At 72.5% G+C, this 17,688-nt stretch carries 17 protein-coding genes, 1 tRNA gene and 1 pseudogene; 13 read left to right on the forward strand and 6 right to left on the reverse strand.

Features of this window, described 5'->3' with window-relative positions:
- Nucleotides 1-23 precede the first annotated feature (23 nt).
- Entirely contained in the window at nucleotides 24-494 is a 471-nt protein-coding gene (gene bcp / locus ACZZ97_RS03925; protein WP_133737769.1) for a thioredoxin-dependent thiol peroxidase, read from the reverse strand.
- Between the two features lie 97 nt (nucleotides 495-591).
- Between bcp and ACZZ97_RS03930 the strand changes: the two genes are divergently transcribed.
- From ACZZ97_RS03930 to ACZZ97_RS03945, 4 genes are all read left to right on the forward strand, one after another.
- Nucleotides 592-667: transfer RNA gene (locus tag ACZZ97_RS03930), tRNA-Lys, on the forward strand.
- A 292-nt stretch (nucleotides 668-959) separates the two neighbouring features.
- Nucleotides 960-1,652, forward strand: a complete 693-nt coding sequence (locus ACZZ97_RS03935) for an MSMEG_4193 family putative phosphomutase (RefSeq protein WP_314101929.1) — start codon at nucleotides 960-962, stop codon at nucleotides 1,650-1,652.
- Between the two features lie 45 nt (nucleotides 1,653-1,697).
- Nucleotides 1,698-2,255: a DUF3090 domain-containing protein gene (locus tag ACZZ97_RS03940; protein WP_314101927.1), complete on the forward strand. Its 558-nt coding sequence runs from the start codon at nucleotides 1,698-1,700 to the stop codon at nucleotides 2,253-2,255.
- Entirely contained in the window at nucleotides 2,252-3,022 is a 771-nt protein-coding gene (locus tag ACZZ97_RS03945; RefSeq protein WP_463472335.1) for an SCO1664 family protein, read from the forward strand. The genes ACZZ97_RS03940 and ACZZ97_RS03945 overlap by 4 nt, the downstream gene beginning before the upstream one ends.
- A 24-nt stretch (nucleotides 3,023-3,046) precedes the next feature.
- Here the strand turns inward: ACZZ97_RS03945 and ACZZ97_RS03950 are convergent, their stop codons facing one another.
- Entirely contained in the window at nucleotides 3,047-4,594 is a 1,548-nt protein-coding gene (locus tag ACZZ97_RS03950; RefSeq protein WP_314101924.1) for an amino acid permease, read from the reverse strand.
- 500 nt (nucleotides 4,595-5,094) lie between these two features.
- Here ACZZ97_RS03950 and ACZZ97_RS03955 point away from each other — a divergent pair, with 500 nt between their 5' ends.
- The 4 genes from ACZZ97_RS03955 to ACZZ97_RS03970 all read left to right on the forward strand — a co-directional run bounded on the left by ACZZ97_RS03955 (nucleotide 5,095) and on the right by ACZZ97_RS03970 (nucleotide 8,767).
- On the forward strand, nucleotides 5,095-6,399 hold the full coding sequence (locus tag ACZZ97_RS03955) for a quaternary amine ABC transporter ATP-binding protein (protein ID WP_192042031.1): 1,305 nt from the start codon (nucleotides 5,095-5,097) through the stop codon (nucleotides 6,397-6,399).
- On the forward strand, nucleotides 6,396-7,349 hold the full coding sequence (locus ACZZ97_RS03960) for an ABC transporter permease (RefSeq protein ID WP_314101920.1): 954 nt from the start codon (nucleotides 6,396-6,398) through the stop codon (nucleotides 7,347-7,349). Before ACZZ97_RS03955 ends, ACZZ97_RS03960 begins: the two co-directional genes overlap by 4 nt.
- Nucleotides 7,346-8,335 (forward strand): glycine betaine ABC transporter substrate-binding protein, encoded by a 990-nt coding sequence (locus ACZZ97_RS03965; RefSeq protein ID WP_463472336.1) that lies wholly within the window; start codon nucleotides 7,346-7,348, stop codon nucleotides 8,333-8,335. The genes ACZZ97_RS03960 and ACZZ97_RS03965 overlap by 4 nt, the downstream gene beginning before the upstream one ends.
- Before the next feature lie 195 nt (nucleotides 8,336-8,530).
- Entirely contained in the window at nucleotides 8,531-8,767 is a 237-nt protein-coding gene (locus ACZZ97_RS03970) for a hypothetical protein (RefSeq protein ID WP_123546489.1), read from the forward strand.
- Between the two features lie 70 nt (nucleotides 8,768-8,837).
- On the opposite strand, the gene ACZZ97_RS03975 is transcribed toward ACZZ97_RS03970, so the two are convergent.
- Nucleotides 8,838-9,671, reverse strand: a complete 834-nt coding sequence (locus ACZZ97_RS03975; protein ID WP_463472337.1) for an alpha/beta hydrolase — start codon at nucleotides 9,669-9,671, stop codon at nucleotides 8,838-8,840.
- 61 nt (nucleotides 9,672-9,732) lie between these two features.
- Between ACZZ97_RS03975 and ACZZ97_RS03980 the strand changes: the two genes are divergently transcribed.
- Nucleotides 9,733-11,004 (forward strand): mechanosensitive ion channel family protein, encoded by a 1,272-nt coding sequence (locus tag ACZZ97_RS03980; protein ID WP_463472338.1) that lies wholly within the window; start codon nucleotides 9,733-9,735, stop codon nucleotides 11,002-11,004.
- Between the two features lie 96 nt (nucleotides 11,005-11,100).
- Here ACZZ97_RS03980 and ACZZ97_RS03985 read toward each other — a convergent pair whose 3' ends face one another.
- Nucleotides 11,101-11,280: a hypothetical protein gene (locus tag ACZZ97_RS03985; protein ID WP_123546487.1), complete on the reverse strand. Its 180-nt coding sequence runs from the start codon at nucleotides 11,278-11,280 to the stop codon at nucleotides 11,101-11,103.
- Nucleotides 11,281-11,428: 148 nt separating this feature from the next.
- Between ACZZ97_RS03985 and ACZZ97_RS03990 the strand changes: the two genes are divergently transcribed.
- Entirely contained in the window at nucleotides 11,429-12,586 is a 1,158-nt protein-coding gene (locus tag ACZZ97_RS03990; protein ID WP_463472339.1) for an SLC13 family permease, read from the forward strand.
- A 149-nt stretch (nucleotides 12,587-12,735) separates the two neighbouring features.
- Here the strand turns inward: ACZZ97_RS03990 and ACZZ97_RS03995 are convergent.
- Together ACZZ97_RS03995 and ACZZ97_RS04000 are read right to left on the reverse strand one after the other, a co-directional pair.
- Nucleotides 12,736-13,311: pseudogene (locus ACZZ97_RS03995) on the reverse strand (sugar phosphate isomerase/epimerase family protein); the annotation flags it as partial.
- Between the two features lie 196 nt (nucleotides 13,312-13,507).
- Nucleotides 13,508-14,506: a magnesium transporter CorA family protein gene (locus ACZZ97_RS04000; protein WP_463472340.1), complete on the reverse strand. Its 999-nt coding sequence runs from the start codon at nucleotides 14,504-14,506 to the stop codon at nucleotides 13,508-13,510.
- Nucleotides 14,507-14,523: 17 nt separating this feature from the next.
- Between ACZZ97_RS04000 and ACZZ97_RS04005 the strand changes: the two genes are divergently transcribed.
- From ACZZ97_RS04005 to otsB, 3 genes are all read left to right on the forward strand, one after another.
- The gene (locus ACZZ97_RS04005) at nucleotides 14,524-15,294 is read left to right on the forward strand and encodes a fructosamine kinase family protein (RefSeq protein WP_463472341.1); all 771 of its coding nucleotides are present in this window, start codon (nucleotides 14,524-14,526) and stop codon (nucleotides 15,292-15,294) included.
- A 102-nt stretch (nucleotides 15,295-15,396) separates the two neighbouring features.
- On the forward strand, nucleotides 15,397-16,893 hold the full coding sequence (locus ACZZ97_RS04010; RefSeq protein ID WP_463472342.1) for an alpha,alpha-trehalose-phosphate synthase (UDP-forming): 1,497 nt from the start codon (nucleotides 15,397-15,399) through the stop codon (nucleotides 16,891-16,893).
- Entirely contained in the window at nucleotides 16,890-17,687 is a 798-nt protein-coding gene (gene otsB, locus ACZZ97_RS04015) for a trehalose-phosphatase (RefSeq protein WP_314101180.1), read from the forward strand. The genes ACZZ97_RS04010 and otsB overlap by 4 nt, the downstream gene beginning before the upstream one ends.
- Nucleotide 17,688 lies beyond the last annotated feature (1 nt).

Raw genomic sequence — 17,688 nt, forward strand, 5'->3', positions numbered from 1 at the left:
GGGCGGGGCGTGATCGGGAGCGCTCAGTCCAGGCCGAGCTTCTTCCGCAGCGACGCCACGTGGCCCGTCGCCTTCACGTTGTACAACGGCAGCTGCACGACGCCCTGCTCGTCGAGCACGAACGTCGACCGGATCGTGCCGGTGACGACGCGGCCGTAGTTGTTCTTCTCGCCCCAGGCGCCGTACTCCTGGTGCACCGTGAGCTCCGGGTCGGACAGGAGGGGGAAGTTCAGGCCCTGCTCGTCCTTGAACCGGCGGAGCGCCTCCGGGGCGTCCTTCGACACGCCCAGCACCTGGTAGCCCGAGCCCGCCAACGAGTTGATGTTGTCGCGGAAGTCGCACGCCTGCGTCGTGCAGCCCGGCGTCGACGCCGCCGGGTAGAAGTAGACGATCACCTTGCGACCCGCGAAGTCCGACAGCGAGACGGGCGCGCCCGACTCGTCGTCGAGGGTGAACGAGGGCGCCGCGGCGCCCTTCTCGAGCTTCGTGGACATGGTGCTCCGATCTCACGGCGCACGGGGGCACCGGTGGCTCTCAGGGGGTCGATTCTCATGCTAGAGTCATTCCTCGTTGCGGAGTGATCCGGAACAGGCACCTCTAGCTCAATTGGCAGAGCAACTGACTCTTAATCAGTGGGTTCTCGGTTCAAGTCCGAGGGGGTGCACCACAAAATTGATCCCCCGTGTTCGAAGCTGCGCTTCTTCGCGGGGGATTTTGTTCCACGCCTTTCGTCGCCTCCGGCGACGTGCGGCTCGGGCTGGGCGGCACCGAGACTCGTGCCCGCCAGGTGCTGGTGGCTCGGGGCTCGGGGCGGCGCTTCGCGGGCCCCTTCGGCGGCGGATGAGTCGGGCGGCGCTTCGCTGGCCCCCTTCGGCGATGGTGGGGTGGGGGCGGCGCTTCGCTGGCCCCCCTTCGGCGACGGGGGAGGCGAGGGCAGGGGCGGGGCCTAGGGTGGCCGGATGGCGACTGTTGTGGTGGTGCGGCACGGGCGGACGACGGCGAACGCGACGGGGGTGCTCGCGGGGCGGACTCCCGGGGTGCTGCTCGACGAGGTCGGACGGCAGCAGGCCGCCGCGACCGGGGCGAGGCTCGCCGTAGTGCCGTTCGCCCGGGTCGTGACCTCTCCGCTCGAGCGGTGCCGGGAGACGACCGAGGCCATCGTGGCGCAGCAGTCCGCCGACGCCGCCTTCAGCGTGCTGGTCGACGACGCGATCACCGAGTGCGACTACGGGGACTGGCAGGGCCGGCCCCTCTCGGAGCTCGCGGGCGAGGACCTCTGGCAGACGGTCCAGCGCCAGCCGTCGGCCGTGACCTTCCCGGGCGGCGAGACGATGTCGGGCATGCAGCACCGCGCCGTCAGCGCGATCCGCGCCCACGACGCCGCGGTCGAGCGTGAGCACGGCCCGGGCGCCGTCTGGCTCGCGGTCAGCCACGGAGACATCATCAAGTCGGTCCTCGCCGACGCGCTCGGCGCGCACCTGGACCTGTTCCAGCGCATCTCGGTCGGACCGGCCTCGGTGTCGATCCTCCGGTACGGCGCGCACCGCACCGACGTCCTCGCCACCAACACCGACGGAGGCGACCTCAGCTGGCTGCGGGGCTCGGCGCCGAGCGCCGACGCCGCGGTCGGGGGAGGCGCGGGCACCGTCTGAGAGCCGGCCCCGGACACCCGTCCGCACCGCTCGTAGGATGGCGACATGCCCACCATCGTCCACGGGTTCGACTGGCCCGACCGCGTCGTCGTCGGCACCGTCGGGCTGCCCGGAGCCCGCACCTTCTACCTCCAGGCCCGCGACGGCCGACGCGTCGTCAGCGTCGCCCTCGAGAAGGAGCAGTCCGCCGTCCTCGCCCACAAGATCGACGAGATCCTCGACGAGGTGCGCCGCGTCGAGGGCAACCCCGCCAGCGTCCCCGAGACCACGCCCGAGGAGCTCGTCGACCACGCGCCCCTCGACCAGCCGGTCGAGGCCGAGTTCCGCGTCGGCGCCCTGAGCCTCGGCTGGGACCCGTCCACCGCCCAGGTCGTCGTCGAGGCCTACCCCCTCGCCGATCCTGACGACGATCTCGACCCGGACCCGGACGACGCCGGCGAGCCCGTCGAGATGATGACCCTGAGGCTCCCCGTCGGCACCGCCAGGGCCTTCGCCGCCCGCACCCTCGAGGTCGTGGGCGCCGGTCGGCCGCTCTGCCCCCTCTGCGGCGCCCCCATGGACCCCGAGGGCCACGTCTGCGCCGTCCCCGGCGACTCCTGGTGACGACCGGGCCCGACCTGGTGACGGGGGAGCTGACGCTCACGGGCCGGGTGACCACCGCCTCCAACGCGACGTTCGTCGGCGAGGTCGACGGCGTGGTCGTCGTCTACAAGCCGGTCGCGGGCGAGCGACCCCTGTGGGACTTCCCGGACGGCGACCTCGCCTCCCGGGAGGTCGCCTCCTGGCACGTGTCCGAGGCGCTCGGCTGGGACGTCGTCCCGCGCACCTGGCTCCGTGACGGCCCGCTCGGCCCCGGCATGGTGCAGCTCTGGTGCGACGTCGACCCCGAGCAGGACGCCGTCGACCTGCTGCCCTCGGCCGACGTGCCGGAGGCGGGTTGGCGCACGGTGCTCGAGGGGCTCGACGAGGACGACGAACCGGTGGCGCTCGTCCACGAGGACTCCGCCGCCCTCCGCCGGATGGCCGTCTTCGACGTCGTCGTGAACAACGCGGACCGCAAGGGCGCCCACGTCCTGGCGATGCCGGACGGCCGACGACACGGAGTCGACCACGGCCTGACCCTGCACGTCGAGCACAAGCTCCGCACCGTCCTGTGGGGCTGGGCAGGCGAGCCCCTGACGGGCGACGAGCTCGACGGCGTCGCCCGGGTCGAGCGGCAGCTCGACGGCGAGCTGGGGGCCGTCCTCGGCGGGCTGGTCACCGAGGCCGAGCTCGCGGCGCTCCAGGCCCGGTGCGCCCGGCTCCGGTCGACGGGCGCCTTCCCCGAGCCCGAGGGCCAGGCACCCGCCGTCCCCTGGCCGCTGTTCTGACCTCGGCTGCCCGGGCGCCGCGGTCTAGTCCTGTCCGCGGTCGTCGCGGGGCAGCTGCGACGACGCGTCGCGACCGGTGACCGGGTAGGGGCCCGTCATGCCCTCGCGCAGCCGTGCCGCCGCGAGGATGCGGTCGCGCTGGAGGTGCCAGCCGAGGATCAGCAGCGGGATGATGACGACGAGCGACATGACGGTGAACGAGCCGATCGGCCAGTCGATCGCCATCAGCACGACGACCGCGAGCAGGAACGCCAGCGTGAGGTAGCTCGTCACGGGCGCGCCGGGCAGGCGGAACGACGGCTCTTCCGCCTTGCCCTCCTTGGCCCACTGCCGCAGCCGCATCTGGCAGAGGATGATCGTGCCCCACGCGGTGAGGATGCCGAGCGACGCGATGTTGAGGACGATCTCGAACGCGGTGTTCGCGCCGACGACCGCGTTGAGGACGACGCCGAGCAGGGTGATGCTGGCGGTGAGCAGGATGCCGCCGAAGGGCACGCCGCCCTTCGACATCTTCGTCGTGAACTTCGGCGCCGAGCCGTTCATGCCCATCGAGTGCAGCACGCGGCCGGTCGAGTAGAGGCCGGCGTTGAGGCTCGAGAGCGCGGCGGTGACGACCACGAAGTTCATGATCGAGCCGGCGACCTCGCCCACCTCGGGGCTGCCGATGCTGCCGAAGAACGTGACGAACGGGCTCTGGCCGGCCTCGTACGACGTGTAGGGCAGCAGCAGCGACAGCAGCACGAGGCTGCCGACGTAGAACACCGCGATGCGGACGATGACGGTGTTGATCGCCCGGGGGACGACCTTCTCCGGGTGCTGCGTCTCGCCCGACGCGGTGCCGACGAGCTCGATCGCCGCGTAGGCGAACACGACGCCCTGGATGACGATGACCGCCGGCAGGATGCCGTTCGGCAGGATCCCGCTCGCCGCGATCACCGACCAGCCCGTGTCGATCGACTCCCCGCCGCTCGTCACGGGGAACGACGCGGCGAGCCAGACGACCCCGACGACGAGGAAGACCACGAGGGCGGCGACCTTGATGATCGCGAACCAGAACTCCATCTCGCCGAACACCTTGACCGCCAGCAGGTTGACGGACAGCACGACGGCGAGGGCCACGAGGGCGAGCAGCCAGTCCGGCGCAGAGGTGAAGGCGCTCCAGTAGTGCAGGTAGAGCGCCACGGCGGTGACGTCGACGATGGCCGTCATGGCCCAGTTGAGGAAGTACATCCAGCCGGCGGCGTAGGCGGCCTTCTCTCCGAAGAACTCACGGGCGTACGAGACGAACGACCCCGAGGAGGGGCGGTGCAGCACGAGCTCGCCGAGGGCGCGCAGGATGAAGAAGGCGAAGACGCCGCAGACCGCGAAGACGATCGCCAGCGCGGGGCCCGCCGAGGCGAGCCGGCCGCCGGCGCCGAGGAACAGTCCTGTCCCGATCGCACCGCCGATGGCGATCATCTGGAGCTGGCGCGGCTTGAGGCCCTGGTGGAACCCCTCCTGCTCGTGCGAGAAATCCTGGGGAACGTGGTCGGGGGCGGCGGCGCGGCCACCCTCGTTCGAGGGGCTCGTCATGGGACGACCGTAGACCCCTCGGTGCACGATGTGCACCTTCCCCCGCCGCAGCGCGCGGGACCAGGAGGCGCGGCCCGGTCCGTGCAGGCTCTGTAACGATGGGGTCTCGATCGAGATCCCGGCAGGCACGGGCGACACGCCGTCGCGGGGGACGCGCACGGTCCCCAGGGAGGGGGTCGGCGACTTGGTCGTCACGTGTCGTCCACGCTACCGTCGTGTCGACCCGGTCAGCCGGGTCCGTCATCATCAGGACGCGCTGCCGTCGGCCCCCACGACCACCGGGCCGAGGCGACGTACGGTCTGGTGGCGCCGGCGCCGGTCCCGTGACCGGCCCCAGCGGGGTACGGGTTCGCGAGGCAGACCAGGCACGACGCCGGTCACGCGCCGCTTGAGCCGGTCCGTCCCGCACGTGCCGTCGACCCGTCCGCCCGACCTGGACGCCGCCGACGGCTCCGGCCCGAGCGGCCGGACGCCCCCCTCGGCGTGCGCATGGAGAGCCCGTGACCACCACCCCCGCAGTGCGAGCCCGGAACCTGTACAAGGTGTTCGGCCGCCGCCCCAAGGACGCCGTGACCCGCCTGGAGGCGGGCGCCACCCGAGCCGAGGCCGCGTCCCTCGGCACGGCCGCCGTCATCGACGCCTCCTTCGACGTGCAGCCCGGCGAGATCTTCGTCGTGATGGGCCTGTCCGGCTCCGGCAAGTCGACGCTCATCCGGATGCTCAACGGCCTGCTCGAGCCCACCTCCGGCTCGGTCGAGGTGTCGGGGTCCGCCATCTCCGACGTGCCCGCGGCGCGCCTCCGCGAGGTGCGGCGTCAGAACGTGTCGATGGTGTTCCAGCACTTCGCACTGCTGCCGCACCGCACCGTGCTCGACAACGTCGCCTACGGCCTCGAGGTCCAGGGCGTCCCCAAGGCCGACCGTCTCGCCAAGGCGAGGGAGATGACCGAGGTCGTCGGCCTCGGCGGCTGGGAGGACAAGCTGCCCTCCGAGCTGTCGGGCGGCATGCAGCAGCGCGTCGGCCTGGCCCGGGCGCTCGCCGCCGAGACCGACATCCTGCTGATGGACGAGGCGTTCAGCGCCCTCGACCCGCTCATCCGCCGCGAGATGCAGGAGCAGCTGCTCGAGCTGCAGGCGACCCTCGGCAAGACGATCGTCTTCATCACCCACGACCTCAACGAGGCGATGTTCCTCGGCGACCGGATCGCCGTCATGCGCGACGGCCGCATCGTGCAGATCGGCACGCCGGAGGACATCCTCACCGACCCGGCGAACGACTACGTCGCCCAGTTCGTGCAGGACGTCGACCGTGCGCGGGTGCTCACCGCGTCGAGCGTGATGGAGCCGGCCCGCGCGGTGGTCCAGCTGACCGCCGGCCCGCGGGGCGCGCTCCGCACGCTGCGTGACCTGCAGACCGCGGCGCTGTTCGTGCTCGGCCGCGACCGCAAGCTCCTCGGCTGGGTGCGCGACGGTCACGTGATGCGCCAGGTCAAGGCCGCCGACACCGACCTCGCCTCGATCGTCAACGCCGAGTTCGCGAAGGTCGGCCCCGACGCCGCCCTCGTCGACCTCTTCGAGCTGGCCGTCGAGAGCCCCCTGCCCATCGCCGTGGTGGACGACCGCGACCGCCTGATCGGCGTCATCCCGCGCGTCACGCTGCTCGCCGCGCTCGGCGGGGTCGACACCTCGACGTCGCCGATCCCCGTGCTCGAGCCCGTGACCCGCTACTCCGAGAGCGAGCTCGACGAGACCCTCGCCGCGCCTGCCGGCGTCCCGACCGCGACCACCGAGGGAGCCCTCCGATGAACGAGTACCTCCGCATCCCCTTCGGCGACGCCGTCGCCGTCGTCGTCGACTGGGTCACGACCCACCTCGGCGGCTTCTTCTCCGTGATCCGCGCGATCGTCACGTTCTTCTACGAGTGGGTCGAGTACGCCCTGAGCGCACCTCCCTTCTGGGCGGTCGTCATCGTGATCGCGGCCCTCGCGTTCCTCGCCAAGGGCTGGAAGTTCGGCCTCGGCACCGCGGCGGGCCTGCTCTTCATCGGCACGCTCGGCCAGTGGGAGAACGCCATGTCGACGCTCGCGCTGGTCCTCGTCGCGGGAGCCGTCGCGATCGCCCTGAGCATCCCGCTCGGCGTGCTCGCGGCCAAGTCGGACCTGGCGTCGCAGATCATCCGTCCCGTCCTCGACTTCATGCAGACGACGCCGGCGTTCGTCTACCTGATCCCCGCTCTGCTGCTGTTCCGGATCGGCGTCGTCCCCGGCATCGTCGCGACCGTGGTGTTCGCGATGGCTCCCGGCGTCCGGCTCACCGAGCTCGGCATCCGCGGGGTCGACAAGGAGGTCGTCGAGGCCGGCCACGCCTTCGGCTCGTCGCCCTGGCGCATCCTCCGCCAGATCCAGCTGCCCCTCGCGAAGCCGAGCATCATGGCCGGCGTCAACCAGGTCATCATGCTCTCGCTCTCGATGGTCGTCATCGCCGGCATGGTCGGCGCGGGCGGGCTCGGCGGCGACATCGTCGCGAGCCTGAACCGGATCGACATCGCGCTCGGGGCGGAGGCCGGCATCTCGGTCGTCGTGCTCGCGATCATCCTCGACCGGATGACCGCGGCCCTCGGCGCGGACCGTCGGGCACGGCGACGCCCCCTCCGCAGCGGTGCCGGCCGGGACGACGCTCCCGCCCCGTCGCCGAGCACCCAGGAGGCGCGCACCGCCGACAGCGAGCAGCCCGTCCCCGTCGGGGCCGGCGCGTGAGCCCGCAGCCCGTCACCAGCACCAGCACCCGCACCCGCACCAGCACCTCGAACACCCCGATCGTCCCCGGAAGGACACCCATGAAGAAGCGCACCATCGCCGCCTCCGTCGCCCTCGGCACCACCGCCGTCCTCGGCCTCGCCGCCTGCTCGCCTCCCGGCAGCTCGTCGTCGGCCGAGACGCTCGACAACGGCGACAAGAGCGTCGTCGAGCTGGCCGTCTTCAACGGCTGGGACGAGGGCATCGCCGCGTCGTGGCTCTGGAAGTCGGTGCTCGAGGACGAGGGCTACACGGTCAACCTGCAGATGGCCGACGTCGCTCCCGTCTACTCGGGCCTCACCACCGACGACTACGACGTCGTGCTCGACACCTGGCTGCCGACCACCCACGCGGACTACGTCGAGCAGTACGGCGACGACCTGACCGACCTCGGCGCGTGGAACGACGACGCCAAGCTCGCCGTCGCGGTCAACGCCGACGCCCCGATCGACTCGCTCGAGGAGCTGAACGCGAACGCCGACCTCTTCGGCGGCTCGATCGTCGGCATCGAGCCCGGCGCCGGCCTGACGACGGCCGTGCAGGACGCGACCATCCCCGACTACGGCATCGACGCCCTCGAGCTGCAGACCTCGTCCACGGCCGCCATGCTCACCGAGCTGAAGAGCGCCACCGAGGCCGGCGAGAACATCGCCGTGACCCTGTGGAGCCCGCACTGGGCGTACGACGCGTTCCCGATCAAGGACCTCGCCGACCCGAAGGGCACGCTCGGCGACGCCGAGGGCATCCACTCGTTCGGCGGCAAGAGCTTCACGGCGAACTTCCCGCAGCTGACCGAGTGGCTCGAGGGCTTCGAGATGGACACCGAGACGCTCTCGTCGCTCGAGAACGCCATGTTCAACAGCGGTGTCGACGGCAGCGACTACACCGAGGTCGTCGACGAGTGGATCGCCGAGAACCAGGACTACGTAGACGGCCTCACCAGCTGACCCGAACCTCCTCGTCCCGCGCCCTGCGGGCACGATCTCGCCCCGCCCGGCTCTGCCGGGCGGGGCGTGGTCGTACCCCGGTGCCGGGCGTCCGCACAGGCGGACCACCGGGGACGCACGGCAGAGCCCCAGGAGAGAACAGGGGAGGCGCGGGTAGCGTCGGTCTCGCACGTCCCCCACGAAAGGCACCACCCCGTGACCACGATCGCCGTCGAGCCCCTCCGCCGCAGCGCGCAGCTCAGCACCCGGATCGTCTCCGGCGGTCTCGTCCAGGTGTCGACTCCCGACCGCGTCCTCGGCCACGTCCGCGACGAGGGCGGCGTGCACGTGGCCCTCAAGGGGCCGAACCCCGCCTGGGCCGAAGAAGTCGGCCGCTACGCCACGCTCGGCATGGCACTCGAGGCGCTGCGCCTTCGCAAGCGCTCCGTCTGATCCGTCGCCGGGGGCCTCGGGGGCCTCGGGGTCGTCGTCGTCGCGAGGCCCGAGGTCGGTGACGGGTGCGTCAGTCGCCCACGCCCGCGAAGAACGACGTGAGCTCGCGGTCGATCCGGGCCCGCGCCTCCTCGTCGCTGATCGACGGTTCTCCGTCGCCCGGATGCTCGCCGTAGCTGCCGAACTGGGCGTGGGCGAGGCCCGGGATCCCGACGACGGTCGCGTCGGCCGGGAGCATGTCGCGGTAGCGCTCGATGTCGTCGGGGGTGCTGAGCCCGTCCTCGCCGCCGCCGAGGCTGAGCACCGGCAGGTCGCCGCGCCCTGACAGGTCGGTCGTCGCGCAGTACGAGCCGAAGAGGACGAGGCCGTCGACGGCAGGGTCGTCAGCGGCGTACTGGCAGGCCCGCACCCCGCCGAGGGAGTGACCGCCCACGGCCCAGTTCGTGACCTCGGGCGCGAGGTCGGTGAAGTGGCTGAGCGGACGCGGGTCGAGGATGCCGAAGCCGAGCAGCGGTCGCTCGACGACGACCGTGACGCCGGTGGCGACGAGCCCGGCGAGCACCTGCTCGTATGCCTGCGGGTCGACGCGGGCGCCGGCGACGAAGACGAGGCCCTGGTCGAGCGCCGCCGTCCGCGCCGGGCGCATCACGACGACGTCGGGCCGGTCGACGACGTCGACGCGGGGGTCGTCCGCGACGGCGGCCAGCGAAGAGGCGGTGGCCGACATCGGCGTCTTGGCCCAGACGAAGAAGCCGGTCGCCACCAGGACGACCACGGCGAACAGCACCAGGGCCACGGCCTTCAGCACGCGACGCGTCCGGCTGCGCGGCGACCCGCGACGTCGGCGTCCGGGAGGTGACGAGGACGTGGCGTCGTCGTGACGGGAACCTGTGGATCGACTCACGGTCCCAGTCTGACGGCAGCGAGGTCGGCCGGGCGCCCTCCCCGTGCGACAGGGTGGACGGATGCCTTGGATCCAACTGCTCATCTCGGTGGCCGCTGCCGTCGTGCTCACCTTCTTCGTCTCCGCCGTGGTCGGCCTCGTCGTGGGGCTCGTCGCGAAGAAGAAGGAGTGGGCCGCGGCGCTCGTCGAGCGCATGCGCCGTCCGTTCCGGTGGACGCTGCTCGTCGTCCTCCTCACGATCGCGCTCCGCACCTCCCTGCCGGCCCTGCTCGGCTCCCCGTACGCCGGGGACGACGTCGTGGCGCAGCTGTTCCGCGTCGCCGTGATCGTCGTCGTGGCCTGGTTCGTCGGTGCCCTGGCCCTGTTCTTCGAGGACCTCGGACTCGCGCGGTACCGGATCGACACCGCCGACAACCGGATCGCGCGGCGGGTGCGGACGCAGGTGCTGATCCTCCGTCGCCTCACGATGGTGGTCGTGGTGGTCATCGCGGCCGGGGCGATCCTGCTCGGCTTCCCCGGGGTCGAGGCGGTCGGTGCGAGCGTCCTCGCCAGCGCCGGGCTCGTCTCGGTCGTGGCGGGGCTCGCCGCGCAGTCGACCCTCGCGAACGTGTTCGCCGGGATCCAGCTCGCCTTCAGCGACGCGATCCGCATCGACGACGTCGTGGTGGTCGAGGGGCAGTGGGGCCTGATCGAGGAGATCACGCTCTCGTACGTGGTCGTGCACATCTGGGACGACCGTCGTCTCGTGCTGCCGTCGACCTACTTCACCACCACGCCGTTCGAGAACTGGACCCGCCGCAACAGCGAGCTGCTCGGCGCCGTCGAGCTCGACCTTGACTGGCGCGTCGACCCCGGGGCGATGCGCGACGAGCTCGACCGCATCCTCGAGCGCACCGACCTCTGGGACCGCCGGACGAAGGTGCTCCAGGTGACCGACGCGACCGGCGGCTGGGTGCGCGTCCGGGTGCTCGTCACCGCCAAGGACGCCGGCACCCTCTTCGACCTGCGCTGCCTCGTGCGCGAGGACCTCGTCTCGTGGCTGCACCGCGTCTCGCCCCAGGCCGTGCCGCGCACCCGCGTCCAGACGGTCGAGGCAGAGCCCGAGCCGACGACGCGCCGTCCGTCCCGGTCGACCTCAGAGTCGGGCGGCCTGTTCTCGGGCGAGAACGCCGGGTCGGAGCGCACGCAGCTCTTCACCCAGGCGATCCCTGTCCAGCGCGACGCCGACCCCGAGCCGCGGCCCTACGCCGCGACGATGGGCGCCGAGGACGAGCGCGACCCCCACGTCGACCGCTCGTTCGACGGCCGTCCGACGGGCCGCCCCGACCACTGAGCCCGGTCTCGACGCACGAAGGAGGCGCGCCCCCGGTCGGGGGACGCGCCTCCTTCGTGCCTGTGCCGGCAGGTCAGCCGGCCGAGGGCGGAACGGTCAGTCGTTCTCGTTCGCGGCCTCGACCACGTTGCCGACCGCGATGGCCGTCGTGGCCGCCCAGGCCACGGCGGTGAGCAGCAGCCGCCAGTCGCGGGGGCCGGAGCTGAGGCTCTTGAGCAGGCTGACGCCCGAGAAGAGCGAGCTGATGATCGCTCCGTTGAAAAGGAATTTGCGCACGGTTCTCTCCTGGTGATCGGTGCCTCCACCGTACTCGTCAGGCCGCGGAGCGCACCGGGGCGGATCGGTGCAGTGCGTGCACCGCGTGGGGTCGTAGGGTGAGCTGCCCGGCTCGCCCGGTCCGGGCTCGTCGGCCGGAGGAGACCTGGTGCGCACTGCCGTGCTCGGAGCAGCGTTGCTCGTCGTCGGGCTCGTCGCCCTGCTCGCCGGGGTGCTCACGCTCGACGAGCTGGGCACGCTCGTCGAGCGCGTGGCGCCGGTGCTCGGCTTCGTCGTCGCGCTGACGATCGTGTCGGAGCTCGCGGCCGAGGCGGGCCTCTTCTCGTGGCTGGCCGGCTTCGCGGCACGAGCGGCGCGCGGCCGGGTCGTCGTGCTCTGGGCCTTCGTCGTCGCGCTCGCGCTCGGCTGCACGATCTTCCTGTCGCTCGACACGACCGCCGTGCTGCTCACCCCCGTGGTGGTGCTCGTCGCCCGGCGCGTCGGGCTGCCGCCGATGCCGTTCGCCCTCACGACGGTGTGGCTCGCGAACTGCGGCTCGATGCTGCTGCCGGTGTCGAACCTGACCAACCTGCTGGCCCTCGACGCCCTCGGGTCGCCGTCGCCCGCCTCCTTCGCCGCGCTCGTGGCGCCGGCGGCCGTGGTCGCCGCCGTCGTGCCGGTCGTCGCGGTCGGCCTGCGCTACCGCCGCGAGCTGAGCGGGCGCTTCGAGGCTCCTGCGCGGGAGGAGGCCGGCGACCGCGTGCTCTTCGTCGTGGCCGCCGTCGCCGTGGCGCTGCTCGTGCCGGCGCTCGTCAGCGGGATCGAGGTGTGGATCCCGGCAGCCTTCGCCGCGCTCGTCCTCGTCGTCGTCAGCGCCGTGCGGCGGCCGTCGACGCTGCGGCTCGGCCTCGTCCCCTGGGGCACGATCGTCTTCGCCAGCGGCCTGTTCGTCGTCGTCGAGGCGGCGCACTCGCTCGGGCTCGCCGACGCGCTCGCCGTGCTCGTCGGCTCGGGCGACGGGCTGCCCGACCTGCTGCGCCTCGCGGCCGGCAGCGCGGCCGCCGCCAACGTCGCGAACAACCTGCCGGCCTACCTCGCCCTCGAGCCCGTCGCCGGCTCGCCGTTGCGGCTCGTCGCCGTGCTCGTCGGCGTCAACGTCGGCTGCCTCGTGGCGCCGTGGGCCTCGCTCGCGACGCTGCTCTGGCACGGCCGGCTGACGTCGATGGGCGTCGAGGTGAGGTGGCGCGGAGTCGTGCTGGGCGGGCTCGGGGTCGCGGTCGTCGCCGTGCCGCTCGCCGTCGTCGCCACGGTGCTCGTCGGGGCGTAGGCCGCCGCGGCTCCGCCCGCGGACGCGGCGCCGGCGGCCAGCGCTGCTCGCGCGTGCCTCAGCGTGCGCCGCAGCATGTCCGTGAGCACCGCCTCGTCCGCGGCCCGGCCGGGGGAGTGCACCTCGGCGACGACCGAGCCGGACCAGCCCGACTGCGCCAGGTGCCTCAGGACCTCGGCCACCGGCTGGTCGCCCGTGCCCGGGACGAGGTGCTGGTCGACGAGGCCGCCGGGCCGCGGCGAGACGAGCCCGTCGCAGAGGTGCACGTGGCGGAGGCGCGGCCCCAGCGCCAGCGCGAGGTCGAGCGCGTCGCGCCCGGCGACGGCGGCGTGCGAGAAGTCGAGCACCGCCGCGTCGACGTCGAGGGTGGACGGGTCGTGGCCGGGGGAGTAGACGTCGGCGACGACCGGCCCCAGCCGCCACGGGAACATGTTCTCGACCGCGAGCTCGACGCCCGTCGCGGCCGCCAGCTCGCGGACCAGGTCGAGGAACCGTGCGGCATGACGTCGTTGCCAGCGGAACGGCGGGTGCACGACCACGGTGGCCGCGCCGAGCTCGGCTGCGAGCTCGGCCGAGCGCCGCAGCTTCTCGCCCTGGTCGCGGCCGAGCGCGAAGTGGGCGAGCGGCAGCACCGGTGCGTGCACCGACAGCACGGGCAGCCCCCAGCGAGCCGAGGAGGCGCGGAGCAGCCGGGCGTCCCGGCTCGCCCGGTCGGCGGTCACCATCACCTCCACCCCGTCGAAGCCTGTGGTCCTCGCGAGGCGGAACGCCTCGTCGACGGGCAGCGGGGAGACGCAGGACGTGCTCGTTCCGACCGTGATCACGCGGCCAGGCTACGACCGGGCCCGCGGCGGGGGAGCCGAGCAGGGATGAACGTCCGGCGAACGACCGGGGAACGCCCTCGGGGCCGCCGACCGCCTCCTACAGCCAGTCGCGCTTGCGGAACTGCCACCAGAGCACGCCGCCCACGCCGACGATGAGCACGCACGAGGTGACGAAGCCCCCGACCGTGCTGAAGCCGGGGTAGGGCACGTTCTGGCCGTAGAAGCCGGTGATGGCGGTGGGCACCGCGATGATCGCCGCCCAGCTCGTCACCTTCTTCATGATCCCGTTCATCCGGTTCGACTGCAGGTTGAGGTTGGTGTCGAGGATGGTCGAGACGAGGTCGCGGAGCGAGTCGTTCTGCTCGGCGACGCGGACCACGTGGTCGTAGACGTCCTGGTAGTAGGGCTGCATCACCGGGTCGAGGTCGTGCAGGTCGCGCCGCAGGAGCGTGTTAAGCACCTCGCGCATCGGCGACGCGACGCGTCGCAGCCGCACGAGGCTCTTGCGCAGCGCGAACGACCGCTTCTGCACGTCGAGGGTGCGAGGCGCGGGGTCGAACAGGTCGTCGGCGATGCCCTCGATCTCGTCGTCGAGCGCGTCGACGGCGTGGAAGTGCCGGTCGACGACCACGTCGAGCACGCCCCAGAGCAAGAAGGAGACGCCGTGGGAGGCGAGACCGGGGCTCCTGTCGAACGCCTCGTGGAGCCGTCGCGCGTCGAAGTCGGCGTGGTGGATCGTCACGAGCGCCCTGGCAGTGACGAACGCCTTGACCTCGCTCGTCGTCAGCTCTCCCGACGCCGCGTCGAACGACACGTCGTAGAGGGCGGCGAAGAGGTGGTTCTCGTAGCGGTCGACCTTCGGCCGCTGGCCGTCCTGCAGGGCGTCCTCGACGGCGAGCTCGTGCAGCCCCAGCTCGTCCTCGAGGTCGTCGAAATCCGCCGCGGTCGGGTCGGTGAGGTCGACCCACACGGTGCAGCCGTCGGTGGCGAGGTGGTCGCTCACGTCGGCGAGGGGGAACCCCTCGGCCACGAGCCGCCCCTCCCGGTACGCCCGGGTCCGGGTCGGGGTGCGGGTCGCGGTCGGGGCCTCGGTCATGGGGGCATGCTATCCACGTGACCTCGCACGTGAAGCAGCGCGCCGACGCCCCTGACGACTTCTTCGAGGCCGAGGCGGCAGGGCTCGCCTGGCTGGCCGACGCCACGCCCCGCGGAGGCGCGAGGATCGTGGCCGTCGAGTCGGTCTCGGCAGGCCGCATCGCACTCGAGGCCGTGCACGAGACCCGACCGACGCCGGAGGCGGCACGGCGGTTCGGCGCGGCGCTCGCCGCCACCCACGCGGCCGGCGCAGACGCCTTCGGGGCGCCTCCCGCGGGCTGGCAGGGCCCCGTCTTCATCGGCCGACGGCAGCAGGAGTGCACGCCCCGCGACAGCTGGGGCGCGTTCTACGCCGCCCAGCGCGTGCTGCCGTTCGCCCGGACGGCCGTCGAGGCAGGGGCGCTGACGCGCGACGAGCTCGACCTCGTCGAACGTGCCTGCGGGGCCGTCGCGTCGGGCGCCCTCGACGACGACGTCGAGCCGGCCCGCCTGCACGGCGACCTCTGGAGCGGCAACGTCCTGGTCGACGCGGGCGGCGTCGTCCTCATCGACCCGGCCGCGCACGGGGGCCACCCCGAGACCGACCTGGCGATGCTGCAGCTGTTCGGCCTGCCCTTCCTCGAGGAGGCGCTGGCCGGCTACCAGGACGCGTCGCCCCTCCGGGACGGCTGGCGCGACCGGGTGCCGCTCCACCAGCTGCACCCGCTCGCGGTGCACGCGGCGGGCCACGGCCGGAGCTACGGCCGCGCGCTCGCCGAGGCGGCGCGACAGGTGCTGCGGCTCGTCTGAGCTGGACGCCCGGGGGACAGGCCGCGCCGGGGGGCCGGACGGGCGCGCTGATAATCTGGCCGTCCCCCGTCTCCCGGGGGTCGAACGGAGCTGATCACCCCCATGTCTGACACCGCTGAGCGCTACGGCTTCGTCGTCGTCTCCAACCGCCTCCCCGTCGACCGCGTCGTCGCCGAGGACGGCTCCGCGTCCTGGCAGCACTCGCCCGGGGGGCTCGTGACCGCCCTCGAGCCCGTCATGAAGGCGAACGACGGGGCCTGGGTCGGCTGGGCCGGCCAGCCCGAGCTCGAGTTCGAGCCGTTCGTCGACGAGGGCATCCACATCGTGCCCGTGCCCCTCAGCGCCGAAGAGGTGCAGCGCTACTACGAGGGGTTCAGCAACGACACGCTCTGGCCGCTCTACCACGACGTCATCGCCGCACCGACGTACCACCGGCTCTGGTGGGAGGCGTACGTGCAGGTGAACCAGCGCTTCGCCGACCGTGCCGCCGAGATCACCGAGGAGGGCGGCACGATCTGGGTGCAGGACTACCAGCTGCAGCTCGTCCCGAAGATGCTCCGCGAGGCGCGTCCCGACGTGACGATCGGCTTCTTCAACCACATCCCGTTCCCGCCGCTCGGCATCTTCTCGCAGCTGCCCTGGCGCCGCCAGATCCTCGAGGGGCTGCTCGGCGCCGACGTCATCGGGTTCCAGCGCGGCGACGACGCCTCGAACTTCTCGCGGGCGGTGCGCCACCTGCTCGGCTACGGGACGACCCGCCCCTACGTCGAGGTGCCGGTCGACGACGACGCGACCACGGGGTCCTCGCACCTGTCCCGCCGCGGCACGAAGGTGCGCCGGGTCCTCGCCAAGCACTTCCCGATCTCGATCGACGCCGCCAGCTACGAAGAACTGGCCGCGCGGCCCGACATCCAGGCGAGGGCTGCCGAGATCCGCGCCGGCCTCGGCAACCCGAAGACGGTCATGCTCGGCGTCGACCGGCTCGACTACACCAAGGGCATCCGCCACCGGATGAAGGCGTTCGGCGAGCTGCTCGCCGACGGCCGCCTGAGCGTCGAGGACGCGACGCTGGTGCAGGTCGCGAGCCCCAGCCGCGAGCGGGTCGAGACGTACAAGACGCTGCGCGACGAGATCGAGCTGACCGTCGGCCGGATCAACGGCGACTACGCGACGATGAGCCACACGGCCATCAGCTACCACCACCACGGCTACCCGCGTGAAGAGATGGTGGCCCTCTACCTCGCCGCCGACATCATGCTGGTCACCGCCCTCCGCGACGGGATGAACCTCGTCGCGAAAGAATACGTGGCGGTGCGCCGCGACAACGACGGAGTGCTCGTGCTCAGCGAGTTCGCCGGCGCCGCCGACGAGCTCAAGAGCGCGCTGTTGATCAACCCGCACGACATCGGCGGCCTGAAGAACACCATCATGCGGGCGATCGAGATGCCGCGCCGTGACCGGACGACGCGGATGCGCGCCCTCCGTCGGCGCGTGCTCGAGCACGACGTGGCCAGCTGGTCCGCGTCGTTCCTGCAGGCGCTCGAGAACGTGCGCCCCGGCCAGCAGATCACGGCACCCGCCGAGGAGGACGACTCGTGACCACGACCCCCCTGACCACGGACGACGAGTCGCGGGCCCTCTCGGACGCGCTCGGCCGTCTCGCGACGACCCCGCGCCTCCTCGTCGCCCTCGACTTCGACGGCACCCTCGCGCCCGAGGTCGACCAGCCGATGGCGGCCCGCCCGCTGCCCGAGTCGAAGGAGGCGATCCGTCGCCTGCTCGAGATGGAGGGCACCTCCGTCGCCCTCGTCTCCGGTCGCGACCTCGCGTCGCTCGACCGCATCAGCGAGATGCCCGAGCAGGTGCTGCTCGTCGGCTCGCACGGCATCGAGGTGCGGATCGGGGGAGAGGTGACCTCCCTGACCGAGGACGAGCTCGCCCGTCGCGCCGTCATCTCCGAGGCGCTGCACACGGCGGCCGACGGCCGCGAGGGCGTCTTCGTCGAGGAGAAGCCGGCGGGCCTCGCCCTCCACACGCGGCTCGCTGACGAGGCGACGACGACGGAGGTGCGCGAGGCCGTCCGGCAGCGCCTCGCCGACGAGCCCGGCGTGCACGGCCGCGAGGGCAAGAACGTGCGCGAGTACGCCGTCCGCCCGACCGGCAAGGACGACGGGGTCGCCCGTCTGCGCGAGGCCGTCGGCGCCACCGCCGTGCTCTTCGCCGGCGACGACGTCACCGACGAGGACGCCCTGCGGTCGCTCGGCGAGGGCGACCTGGGCATCCGGGTGGGGCCGGGCGAGACCGCCGCGAGCCACCGCGTCGCCGACCCGGCCGCGATCGGGCGGCTGCTGGGCGAGCTCGCCGACCTGCGCGAGCACCTGGGGCATGCCTGAG

Source organism: Frigoribacterium sp. AC512, assembly GCF_979258295.1.